Consider the following 12,503-nt stretch of genomic DNA (forward strand, 5'->3'; position numbering starts at 1 on the left):
CAGTGATGAAAGAAACTGATAACTGAAATGACTTCCAACATAGCACTTTCAGTTGCTGAGCTCACAGAATACATCCAAACTTTATTAGAAAAAGATCCACAATTACGCCAAGTTTGGGTAACTGGTGAAGTATCTAGCAGCAATCACCATCGCAGTGGGGTATTTTTCACCTTACAAGATCCAGAAGTTGGAGTCGCCATTAAATGTGTAGCTTGGAACAACCAATTAGGGAAACTGGTACAATTCCCCACTGTAGGCGAACAGTTTACGGTGTTAGGTAGCATTCGTTTATATCTCCAAAGAGGAGAATATCAACTGACTGTATGGCAAGTTTTACCTGCTGGAGCAGGATTACAAGCTTTACGCTACCAACAATTGAGAAATCGTCTACAAGAAGAAGGGCTATTTGCTCCAGAAAGGAAAAAACTTCTTCCCCATCACCCCCAAACCATTGCAATTGTCACCTCTCCTACTGCTGCAGCTTGGGGAGATATGCAAAAAACTCTCAAATCTAGATACCCTGCTTTACATATACTATTTTCCCCTGCCACAGTCCAAGGAGAACAAGCACCTGATTCCATTGCCAGAGCAATTCAAAGGGTAGAAAAGGATGGACGGGCAGAGGTGCTAATATTATCTCGGGGTGGTGGCGCAGTGGAAGAACTAGGTTGTTTTAATGATGAGCGGGTGATTAGAACCGTTGCCAATTGTTCTATTCCGGTAATTACTGGTATTGGTCATCAACGGGATGAATCATTGGTAGATTTAGTCGCAGATGTGGCTGTGCATACTCCCACGGCGGCGGCAGAGCTAGTTGTGCCCATACTTGCGGATTTATACAATCACCATCGCCAACGAATTGCTATTTTGCAACAAGTTGTACATAGGGAGTTGGAATCTGGGATAAATCAACTCAATGGATTAGAAAATAGGTTACGGCGTTTGCGCTTAGATCGACTATTAGACCAGGAAATCAAGGCAAGGGATTGGCAATCTCAACGATTAATACAGGCTATGACAGGAAAGTTGCAGCAGGTAACCCAGCATATAAATATGTTACAGCAAAAATTGGTAACTTTAGATCCCAAGGCAGTTTTAAAGCGTGGTTATGCGGTGGTAAGACAAGAAAATGGAGTGATCGCTCGTAGTGCTGCTGAGTTAAAAGTCGGAGATGAGGTATTGGTGCATTTAGGTGCGGGAGCCGCCAGGATGCAGGTAATGGAAGTCCAAAAGAATGACGTAGACTAATCTAAAATCAAAAATGGTATATGGCTAGAATCAAGAAACAACCTAAGAGTGATGAAACCTCTGCTTGGAGTTACGAACAAAGGGTAGCGGAAGTAGAGGGAATTATTGATCGCATTGAGGCAGGAGATTTGGATTTAGAACAGGTATTTGAGCAATTCTCTCAAGCAGTTGAGTATTTACAAGAATGTGAGAATTTTTTGCAGTCACGACAACAGCAGGTAGATTTATTAATTGAAACTTTACAAGACGATTGATATTAAGTAATAAGTAATAAATAATAAGTAATAAGTAGGGTTTATTGGATCATTATAAAAATTGATGTATCAGCTTTTGGAGCAAAAATTAGCTTGATATATTTGAGAATTTTTATAGATTGGGCATAATCTCTGATAAAATTTGACCTGGAATTTTAGATAAAGCTAAATTTTGCCCTTGTATCCCTAATAGCTCATGGAAAGCACGAACAGTTTTAGTCACATAAGCCAATGTCGATTTATAAGTTTCTGGGTGTTCGCGAAATCCATTTAAGGCTTGTAAGTGATTGGCTAAGGCAATTTCTAGATGCTGGGAAATAGTCTCTTTGTCACTAGCAATCAATTTTTCCGTTGCCAATTGATAATGGGCAAGTCCCAGATTATTATGGGTGGCAAATAGGTCAAAGCTTAAATTAGCAATACTCAAGGAATGACCTAAAGCCAGAGCCTCATCATATGCTGCAATCGACTTCAACAGTAGATTTCCTTTGTTTTCCTTAGTCGTTTCATCTACATTAGCTAGATGCCAATAGGCAGTACCTAGGTTATTTTGGGTAGTCGCACAACCGACAGGTAAATTTGCTGGAGTTCGATACTTTAAAGCTTCCTGGTAAGCACCAATAGCTAGTTGTAAATTCTCTTTCGGATTTTCATATTGAGCTAAATTCCAGTAAGCAGTACCGATATTATTTTCGATCATCCCATATTTAAGAGGTTCTGATTCAGCATTGTAGTGTTTAAGAGCAAGGTTATAAGACGCGATCGCATCTTGTAAATAGGTAACTGGTTGCTCATACTGTGCTAAATGCCAATAAGCCGTTCCCAGGTTATTTTGGCAAGATGCATATTTACTGGGGTCAACTGACTCCGTACGATAAAGAAGTGTTTGATTATAAGCGAATATTGCTTTTTGCCAATTTTCTGCGGGGTGGGAAAATCTGGCTAGATCCCCATAGGCAGTTCCCAAATTATTTTGAATTCTGGCATAGGTATCACTATGGGTATCTGGAGAAATCATTTTCAGTGCTAAATGATAAAATTCAATCCCATGCTCAATGTATGATGTCCCCGACTCAGAGTTGGGAGGCATACGGTGTAACATCCAATAAAGTGTACCCAAGTCATTCAAAATATCTGGGATCTGAGGTGAGCTATCATTATAGGTAATCGCTTCTTGGTAGGCCATAATTGCCACCATCAAATTTTCTAGGGTGTTATATCCTTGTTCAATTTGCAACCGATATAAATTACCTAAACTTTGATATGCTGCTGCTAACTCTTCTGGAGATGCGTTTTGAGCATGTAATGCCTCAATTTCCTGCAAAATTTGCTGTGCTTGTTTTTCTTCTTCAGTTGCTTGAGAATTGAGGGTATTAATGGTGCTCAGAACTAATTCACTTAACTCTTGATTAATGTGAGACAAATTAAGTGATGTAGTTGGGGAAGTAGGGATATTTTCATCCTGAGATTGCTGTTGAGGTAATTCTAATTTGACTGATTCGACTATTGGAGTAAATGGAACTTCATCTTGAGGTTTATCTCCTCGGGTAACAGATGATTTTTGTGGTAGGTTTGACTGTGATTGAATCGGAGATTCTGGAAGTAGGGATTGCTTTAAATTCTGAGAGTCAAGACTGGGAAAATTGGCAACAGGTGCTGATGCATCTTCAGCTTGATTTAGAGGTGTAGGTTCTCCAGCAAAGACAAATATACCACTACGGTACTTCCAAAATTGTGGTGCTGAATTCTTAATTACATATAACCAAGGACGAGGAACCCATAATAGTAAACTCGATTCAAAACAGCGACTAAAGTCATCTTTAGACAAATACTGCTCTGTCAAACATAAAGACCTTAAAAACATGCGTTGCACAGCTACTGATTGTCGAGTTAACTGTTCAACACCTACAATTTGAAAAGATGGTATGGGTAGTGGTTTACCAGGGCTATCAGGATTACCTCCGACAATTGGTGATGGATATTTGTTTAACCACCGATCTATCTGAAGAATGGGGTTGGGGTCAGTTAAATTTAAACGTAGGGTAACAATACGAGGATAAGCAGGGGTACTAGATTCTTGCTTTTCATCAACTGACTGATGTAATACCTGTCCTACTGGATATGCTAAAGTTGAATGCAAATGAGCCGCGACTTGATTCCTCAAGCTGAGATCATCACACACCCCGATAAAAATTTGTCGCCGCAAACTAAGACTTAAGGCAAGCTTGAGACGATGATATACTTGTTTATTCCAAATAGAGTTGCCAGTATAGGTTGTATCATTCACATTAATGGCGGCTCAATAGCCAAAACTAAATTTACATCATGGACACTTGTTGTTAATGGATACCGTCAAATAGAATACGATTTTAAATACAATTAAAAAATTATCCATTTCCAAAATAACTATGAAGACAGTCTAAGCATTTTCAGAATATTCTCGGTCAGTGAGTCTATAAATTATGTATATAATTACGTTTTCCTCCCAGAGTTAATCTGTTCAGGATAAATACAATCATTTCTAGTATCAAATGATAGGTCTTCGATTATATAGCACTACGCAATTAAGGCGCGGACATTGTCGAAGGCTCAAACCTATGAGCAGTAAACTTATTACTTAGGGCTTGCTGTTCGCGGAGCATGCCGTTAGGCATAAAAGTCTTTTGGTGAGGGTAGGGAGTAGGGAGTAGTTCCAGCCTCTTTATTTCTATTCTTTTTGCCATCAAAAATAACAGATGCAAGGATTTTAGATTTAAAATCCTAATTTCCTTGCACTTAGTCCCCAATAAAATAGCCTCAAAGCATTGATAAATCAATATTTTTCAGTTATTCAGCAGACCCTACTTATTACTTATGTGCGTAGCGCTATTTTTGTCAAATTAAGCACTTCTTAATGCGACAATTGGGTCTAATTGGGCGGCACGGCGAGCTGGGAAAACACCAAAGAATAAACCTATACCTCCGGATACACTGACAGCAATGGCAATGGCAGATGCGGAAATACCTGCTTCTAGGGGGGTTAAGCTGGCTACTAGTAATATTCCTCCTACTCCCAAGGCTGTGCCAATTAAACCTCCTGCACCGGAGAGAATTACGGCTTCAATGATGAACTGGAGGAGTATATCTTGTTGAGTAGCACCAATTGCTTTGCGTAAGCCAATTTCTTGGGTACGCTCGGTGACGGATACTAGCATAATATTCATAATGCCAATACCCCCTACAATCAGGGAAATAGCTGCAATCGCCGCTAACATAAATGTCAAAGCACCAGTAATTTGTCCGACGATTTGTAATGCATCTTTTTGGGTGCGGATAGTAAAATCATCTTCCCCAGTGATTTTATGGCGCAACCGCAGTAAGTTTGTTATTTGAAATATTGCAGCATCCACACTCTCTTCATTTTTAGCCGCAGCACTTAGGTAAGTTAACTCAATTCCATAGGGAGAAGTTCTACCGACAATTTTGTTAGCTGCGGTTGTAATTGGTACTAGTGCGACTTCGTCGTAATTAATTCCTACAGTTGAACCTTTCTGTTCTAAAACCCCAATAATCTGGAAACTAAAATTTTTGATTCTTAACTGTTTGCCCACAGGATTGCGATTTCCAAACAGCCTTTCTGCCAAGTCAGCACCTAAAACGGTAACTTGGTTGTTACGTTTGAGATCGATTTCAGAAAAGAAGCGACCTTTGGCTGTATCAAAATCCCTGACTCTTGGAAAAGTAGAGGTAGTGGCAACAATATTGATATTAGTGTTCTGGTTCTGATACGTCACTAGCTGTCTAGTATTTAACTCCCCTGTAACCGCAGCCAACGTTGGTACTTGGGTGGCAAGTGCCCTGACATCTGCCAAAACTAAAGTTTTTGGGGTATCTCGAATCACACGCTGGGTTTCTCGATTTCCCGGTAAGACAAACAGAACATTGGTTCCCAAGGATTGCAGTTGCTTGGCGACAAACTTTTGTCCCCCTTCCCCTACACCAATCATAGCAATTACGGAAGCGTTACCAATGATAATCCCCAGCATAGTCAAGGTACTACGCAACTTATTCGAGACCAGAGTTTTACTTGCCATTTGTAGGCTTTCAACTAGATTCATGATTTTCCTCTCCCTTACTTGCGCTTGTAGTTTCTGGGGGGATCAAGAAAAATGCGATCGCCTGGTTTAACCCCTTCTAAAATCTGGGTTTTGTCTTTAACTTGAGAACCAATGGTAATGGGACGAAATAGGGGTTGATTTTTGGTATCAGGAATCAGTACACCTGTATTGCCTTTTTCTGTAACAATTGCTACTGTGGGCACCATGAAAGCATTTTCTATTTGCTCACCCAAGAATGTTAAATCTACATTCAAACCAGAAATTAGTTTCTGTTTGCCCGTATTAATCCGCACTTTAATTTGAAATAAAGTTACCCCCTCTTCCTTAACTGCTTCTGGGGCAATCAAGCGGACACGACCTTTAAATATTTCTCCCGGATAAGCATCAGAGACAATCTCTACTACCTGTTTTGGCTTAATTCTACCGATATCAGCCTCTGGAACCTGTGCTAGTACTTCTACCCCCGATGCCAAGGCAACAATAGAACTGGAAGTTGCCGATGCACTGGCAGAAGCGGAGGTAGTAGGAGTAACAAATGCACCAACATTGGTGTACTTCTGTGTAATTACCCCACTAAAAGGAGCACGGATCACCGTATCTTCTAGGTTTACCAATTCAGTTTGTAGTTGGGCAGTGGCAGAAGCTAATGAGGCTCGGCGTTGAGCAATCTCCTCTGGACGAGAACCACTTTCTAGCAGTTCTAGGGCTGCTTTGGCTTCCATAACAGCTGCTTTTTGCTGTTCTATATCTTCTATCCGGCTACCACTTTTGAGCAAAGCTAAGCGTTTTTGAGCTTCCCTGAGATTGGCTTGAGCTGTCCGATCTTCACTAATGTTTTGCTCCAATAATTGTTTCTTTTCTGCACCTTGTTGGTATAAATACTGATAACGCTTGACTTGTTCACTAGTTAACATTACCTTTGCTGCTGCTGCATCTACCTGTGCTTGTGCTTGGGCAATTTCCTGGGGACGATTACCAGCCTTTAATGCTGTCAACTGGGCTTGTACTTGTGCTAAGCGGGCTTTTGCCTGGTCAATTTCTTGGGAACGACTACCTGCAATCGCTTGGTCTAATTGGGCCTTGGATTGAGCAATATTTGCCTTTGCCTGAGCAATACGTGCTTGAATATCTGCACTATCCATCCGGGCAATGACTTGATTCTTTTTTACCCTATCACCCTGTTCCACCATTAAACTTTCGAGGATGCCAGGATTTTTGGGACTAATATTCACACTTTCAATTGGTACAATTTTACCACTGGCAGGAATTCGTAAAGTGATGTTTTTGGCTACCACAGGAATGGTTAGCTCCCTAATTTTTTCTTCACTAATTTGAGACTTGACTAATACCTGAGAGACTACAACTATGCCAATTGTCCCTGCTGTGATCACCCCTATTAACCCCATTAGCCACAGCCTTGGATGCTTAACTTTGCCAATTACAGGTAGCTCTATGTGCCTGACAACCATTTTTGACCTCTATTTCTTCACTTCTTCCTGGAGAAACCTAACTAACGGAAAATTTCGACCCCACACTTATTGCTCTAACTTTTAAGATTAACTTCACCTTTCTTAATCTTAGCTACAATCAGTAGACTCTTACTTCACCTGGACGGGTGAACTGATTCCATCTGTTCCGGTTTAAAGTTGATACACTAGGAAAAATGACTGTAACATTTCGTTTTACCCTTGATAGGGGGGATAGTTTCAGCTATCTGTAAAATGAATATTCTTTATTAGTGCTTAAGAGGCGGTAGTGTGCCTAAAATCATTCGTTTGATCTTTATTATGGCGGTTTGTAGTTTGGGGAGTATGGCAAAGCCAGCTTTAGCTCAAGCACTCATACCCCATACATTGCAACTTGATCAGCAAAAATTAGAGCGGCAAGGATTGAGTTTAGCCCAAGAAGCTGCTCAACTTGCACAATTTCAACAATTTGAGCTAGCTCTACCACGAGCGAGGCTAGCAAGTCAATTAGCCCCAAAAAACGATAAAGTCTGGTTTCTCTTAGGTGGCTTATTTCTGCAAAAAAAAGATTTCCAGACGGCAATTTCTTCCTTTCAAAAAGCTCAGTCTCTCAACCCCCAAAATGCAGATGTACTATTCGCTTTGGGCTCAGCTCACTTTCAACAAAAAAAATACCCAGCTGCTGTGGAATACTACAAAGCTGGGTTAAAGGTGAAACCTAATGATGCCGAGGGACTGTTTGACTTGGGCAATGGTTACTACATGCTGGGTAAATTTTCAGATGCGATCGCCCAATATAACAAAGCTGTATCCCAAGATGAAAAATTTTGGCCTGCAATTAACAATATTGGTTTAATTTTGTACGAAAAAGGCAATATTAACGGTGCTATCGAGAAGTGGCTGTCATCTGTTGCCATTGAAAAAAATGCCGCAGAGCCTTTGCTCGCTTTAGCTGTAGCTTTTTATAAAAAAGGAGAACGTCAGAAAGCAGTGGCAATGGGAGAAAATGCTCTGGGGATTGATATTCGTTACTCAAATCTAGAGTTTCTCAAAGAAAATCTCTGGGGAGAACGCCTACTTGGTGATACTAAAATGTTCCTGGGATTACCTCGCATCCAGAATACTGTGCAAAGACGGAATAAAACCTTAGGTTCTAACTAAATCCACATTCCCGCCATCGCCATAAAATCAAGATCCCCAATTTTTTCAACCGGTGGGCAAACGCGAACGCCCCCGGTTATTTATATACAATCCCTTGCTTAAAGTTACATTTAATAGTACATATATATTGTTAGTAGTTAGACCAATCAAAACTAATTATTGGGTAACAAAAGTTGAAATTACTGGTTGGTTTGTTGAGGGAGTAGGGAAATGATTTGTTCGACAAAATATTGATGGTCTACAATCGGTTTGGAAATGTAACCATCAGCACCACTTTGTTTGAGGAAATTTTCTCGATCGCCTTCCATCGCGTGTGCAGTTACGAGGATAATGGGCAAATCGGCTGTGTTGGGATCTGACTTTAGCATTTGGGTAATTTTGATCCCATCCACAGATTTACCTTGGTAAACACTACGTGATAGAGAAACATCCATTAAAATAATGTCTGCTTCTTTGGCTTGGGCAATTTTCATTACCTCATCCACATTCTCTGTGTGCTTCACATTTAAACCCCCTCGTTTGGTTAAAATCTTGGAAAAAACACGAGCGTTAATTAAATCATCTTCAACAATTAAAACTGTTTTCATGGAAATTTTACTGATAAGGGTAATGGAAATTGTTACTCGCTTTTACTCTAAAAGTATCTTGAACATCAAGGATAATACTACTGATTTTTGGTATCTGACCATCAAGATTTTGTAAGGAACGGCATTTCATCCGTTATGCTGTGTTTGCTGAAGTGTTCAGTCACAGTGACTTTTGTGTAGTTAAAAATTAGGTAAAAACTCATGGCAAAACAGTTAAACCTTCTCTCTAAGGGACAGGTCATTACCACGGCTCTGCATACTGAGATGCAAAGGTCTTACTTAGAATATGCCATGAGTGTAATTGTGGGAAGGGCATTACCAGATGTACGTGATGGTCTCAAGCCAGTTCACCGCCGAATTTTATATGCAATGCATGAGTTAGGGCTGACACCAGATCGTCCCTATCGTAAATGCGCTCGTGTGGTGGGAGATGTCCTAGGTAAATACCACCCCCACGGTGACCAAGCAGTTTATGATGCTTTGGTGAGATTAGTACAAGATTTTTCTAGTCGTTATCCTTTGTTGGCAGGACATGGGAATTTTGGTAGTGTAGATAATGATCCCCCCGCAGCAATGCGTTATACGGAAACCCGATTAGCATCCATTGGTAATGAAGGAATGCTGAGGGAAATTGGGGAAGAAACAGTAGAGTTTATTGGCAATTTTGATAATTCTCAACAAGAACCGACTGTTTTACCTGCCCAACTGCCATTTTTATTACTTAATGGTTGTGCTGGGATTGCTGTGGGTATGGCAACTAACATCCCTCCCCACAATTTGGGGGAAGTGGTGGATGGATTGATTGCTTTAATTGATCGCCCAGATTTATCGGATCAAAAGTTATTGGAGCTAATTCCGGGCCCCGATTTCCCTACGGGAGGGCAAATTGTTGGTCGTACGGGTATCCAAGAAGCATATACTACTGGCAAAGGTAGCATTGTTATGCGAGGAGTGACTCAGTTAGAGGAAATTGCCCGTAGTAGAGGTAGTAAAAAACGCACAGCAATTATAGTTACAGAATTACCTTACCAGGTAAATAAAGCCGGTTGGATTGAGAAAGTTGCCGATTTGGTGAATCAAAATCGTCTCCAGGGAATTTCTGATATCCGGGATGAGAGCGATCGCGAGGGAATGCGAGTTGTAATAGAATTGAAACGAGATTCCCAACCGGAAGAGGTTTTACAGAGTTTGTATCGCCAAACAGCATTACAAACTAACTTTGGTGCTATTCTCCTGGCATTGGTTGATGGACAACCTCGCCAACTCAGTTTACGGCAACTGTTACAGGAATTTTTACACTTTCGAGAACAGACACTCAACCGTCGCTATAGCTATGAATTAGAAAAAGCTGAAAGTCGCTCCCATTTAGTCGCAGGTTTATTGACAGCATTAGCTAACTTGGATGATGTGATTACAATTCTCCGCCAAGCCCCTGATGGAGGTACTGCTAAGCAAAATTTACAAAGTCACCTCAATTTTACAGAGTTACAAGCTGATGCCATCCTCTCAATGCCATTACGACGGCTAACCAGTTTAGAACAACAAAATTTACAACAAGAATTTACCGAACTCAACCAAAAAATAGCAGAATTACATAATTTACTGGATAATCGCCACGAATTATTAAAAGCATTGAAAAAAGACTTGCGATCGCTTAAACGTAAATATGGCGATCCACGGCGCACTCATATTGGAGAGGAACCCCTGCAAATTAAAGGACTAGCACAGCAAAAAAGTCCAGTTAACAAAGATGCAGCCAATCAACCATCCTCTAATTTGAGCTGGGAAGAACCTCCCCAACCAACTGTTTTAGAATTTACCCACCGGGGATATGTACGTCGTTTCCAGCCTGCTAGTAAAAAATCGAAAGCGGATAATAACATACCCGATCATGATTTTATTGTGCAAACTGACCTGACTGATACCGCGCAAGATGTATTGATATTAACTAATACAGGTAAAATATATCCTGTGAAAGTTGCAGATATTCCTCTTTCTAAAGGACGTGCAGCCAGAGGCAAGCCACTGATTACTCTTCTAAGTAGTACTGCTCAATTAGCTACAGAAACTGTTGTCAGTCACTTTTTACTGCCAGAGAAATTAGCAGAGCAGGATTTAGTTTTGCTGACAAAACGGGGGAGGATTAAACGCCTTCCTGTGAATGAACTAGCTCAAATGAGTCGTCGTGGTATCACCATCATCAAGTTGAAAAATGACGATGAATTATCATTTATTCAGTTTGTCAATGCCAACGAACAGTTAATTATAGGTAGTTCCAGTGGTAGATTATTGCGCTTTCCTATTAGTGAAGCAGAATTACCAGCTATGGGGCGTACAGCTATGGGGTTACAGGGTCTGCGACTGTTAAAACACCAACAGATGGTTGGCTGTACAACCCTAGGACAAGATCGGCATATATTGTTATTTACCCAAGAAGGATATGCAAAACGTCTGACAAGCAAGGAGATTAAATTTGCTCATCGTGGGGATTTAGGCACTCAAGCTCTGAAATTTGTCAACAAAACTGATAACTTAGCAGCCATTTTATCAGGCAAATTAGATGGGGAAGTGGCGATTGTGACTAATAAAGACCGAGTGGAACGTCTTGGTATTAGTCAAATTCCCTCGGCAAATAGAAGCAGCACCGGAGAAAATCTGATTACCTTGTCTCGTGATGAAAAAATTATTTCAGTGACAGATTTAGGTATAGCGCTACGCGCAAGTAATAAGTGAGCCATTGCGGTGGACGGTAAGCCATTGCGGTGGAGAGGTTTCCCGGCATAAAGCAAATGGCGTTGACGTATTCTCCGAAGGAGTAATAAGTTGACTGTTCATAGGTTTCAGGCTTCAGCAATGTCCACACCCTTTTCGTTATTTTCCTCCCACACCTTTGATTTATCTACTCTCCTACTCTCCTGCTCCCTGCTCCCTGCTCCCTGCTCCCTGCCTCCTGCTCCCTATCCCCACAATCATGACTTTTATGCCTAACGGCACGCTCCGCGAACAGCAAGCCCTAAATAAACATGGGTTCATGCCATATATTTTAATACCAATAAGTGCATAATAACTCCCAAGCCTAAACCGATTAATGAGAAGATAAATATAATCCCAAAAGCTAACTTTTCATTTAGGCCAGCTCCTTGAAAATCTAATCTTGCTAACATTGTTGCGGCAATCATCACTAAGATATCCAGAAATAGTCGGAATTTTGCCAGGATAAAGAATAAAAGTAAAGCTCCTAATAGGGTAAAACCAAAATATCTCAGGTTTGATTGCAATAAGAAACGAAAAAAATTTGATATTTTAGACCAAGGTGTAGTAAAGCTTCCTGTCAGCAATAATATGGCTAACACTAACAATAACCATGTAACCAAGGAATAACCTGCTTGATAAGTCACCCATCCTAAATGAGTGTAGGTCAGAAGTAGTAGGGTTAGGGAAATCCAAGGAAGTCTTTTAATGATGGTTACCATAAATTGCAATTAACGGTGGGATTCAATAAATAACACTAGCAACCACTATCTTGACCCAAATATCAATTTTTGAATTTTACCTTTTTTGAAGACATTTCTTTAGTCAACCGTCCAAAGATTTATCCTACTCTAACCGATGAGCTAAATCATACTTAATAAAATCTTCAATTTTGGCTTTATTGCTTTGACCAAATACACCTAAACTATAAGGGAATAT

9 protein-coding genes and 1 pseudogene are annotated in these 12,503 nt (G+C 40.5%); 4 read left to right on the forward strand and 6 right to left on the reverse strand.

Annotated elements, in window-relative coordinates; translation table 11 throughout:
- Positions 1–27: 27 nt before the first annotated feature.
- Together xseA and xseB are read left to right on the forward strand one after the other, a co-directional pair.
- Positions 28–1,248 (forward strand): exodeoxyribonuclease VII large subunit, encoded by a 1,221-nt coding sequence (gene xseA / locus CALSC_RS00460; protein ID WP_088239476.1) that lies wholly within the window; start codon positions 28–30, stop codon positions 1,246–1,248.
- A gap of 20 nt (positions 1,249–1,268) precedes the next feature.
- Entirely contained in the window at positions 1,269–1,502 is a 234-nt protein-coding gene (xseB, locus tag CALSC_RS00465; protein WP_088239477.1) for an exodeoxyribonuclease VII small subunit, read from the forward strand.
- Between the two features lie 112 nt (positions 1,503–1,614).
- On the opposite strand, the gene CALSC_RS00470 is transcribed toward xseB, so the two are convergent.
- The 3 genes from CALSC_RS00470 to CALSC_RS00480 all read right to left on the reverse strand — a co-directional run bounded on the left by CALSC_RS00470 (position 1,615) and on the right by CALSC_RS00480 (position 7,068).
- Complete coding sequence (locus CALSC_RS00470) at positions 1,615–3,795, reverse strand: tetratricopeptide repeat protein (protein WP_088239478.1); 2,181 nt, start codon at positions 3,793–3,795, stop codon at positions 1,615–1,617.
- Positions 3,796–4,381: 586 nt separating this feature from the next.
- Positions 4,382–5,599, reverse strand: a complete 1,218-nt coding sequence (locus tag CALSC_RS00475) for an ABC transporter permease (protein ID WP_088239479.1) — start codon at positions 5,597–5,599, stop codon at positions 4,382–4,384.
- A 14-nt stretch (positions 5,600–5,613) separates the two neighbouring features.
- Positions 5,614–7,068: an efflux RND transporter periplasmic adaptor subunit gene (locus CALSC_RS00480; protein ID WP_088239480.1), complete on the reverse strand. Its 1,455-nt coding sequence runs from the start codon at positions 7,066–7,068 to the stop codon at positions 5,614–5,616.
- Positions 7,069–7,356: 288 nt separating this feature from the next.
- On the opposite strand from CALSC_RS00480, the gene CALSC_RS00485 reads away from it, so the two are divergent.
- On the forward strand, positions 7,357–8,226 hold the full coding sequence (locus tag CALSC_RS00485; protein ID WP_088239481.1) for a tetratricopeptide repeat protein: 870 nt from the start codon (positions 7,357–7,359) through the stop codon (positions 8,224–8,226).
- 179 nt (positions 8,227–8,405) lie between these two features.
- On the opposite strand, the gene CALSC_RS00490 is transcribed toward CALSC_RS00485, so the two are convergent.
- Positions 8,406–8,813 (reverse strand): response regulator, encoded by a 408-nt coding sequence (locus CALSC_RS00490; protein ID WP_088239482.1) that lies wholly within the window; start codon positions 8,811–8,813, stop codon positions 8,406–8,408.
- 201 nt (positions 8,814–9,014) lie between these two features.
- Between CALSC_RS00490 and gyrA the strand changes: the two genes are divergently transcribed.
- Positions 9,015–11,546, forward strand: coding sequence for a DNA gyrase subunit A (gene gyrA / locus CALSC_RS00495; protein ID WP_088239483.1), 2,532 nt, complete (start codon positions 9,015–9,017; stop codon positions 11,544–11,546).
- Positions 11,547–11,842: 296 nt separating this feature from the next.
- Here gyrA and CALSC_RS00500 read toward each other — a convergent pair whose 3' ends face one another.
- Both CALSC_RS00500 and CALSC_RS27195 read right to left on the reverse strand, forming a co-directional pair.
- Complete coding sequence (locus CALSC_RS00500; RefSeq protein WP_088239484.1) at positions 11,843–12,286, reverse strand: hypothetical protein; 444 nt, start codon at positions 12,284–12,286, stop codon at positions 11,843–11,845.
- A gap of 124 nt (positions 12,287–12,410) precedes the next feature.
- Positions 12,411–12,503: pseudogene (locus CALSC_RS27195) on the reverse strand (aspartyl/asparaginyl beta-hydroxylase domain-containing protein); the annotation flags it as partial.

Origin of the sequence: Calothrix rhizosoleniae SC01 (assembly GCF_900185595.1) — a bacterium.
Classification (GTDB): domain Bacteria; phylum Cyanobacteriota; class Cyanobacteriia; order Cyanobacteriales; family Nostocaceae; genus Calothrix_A; species Calothrix_A rhizosoleniae.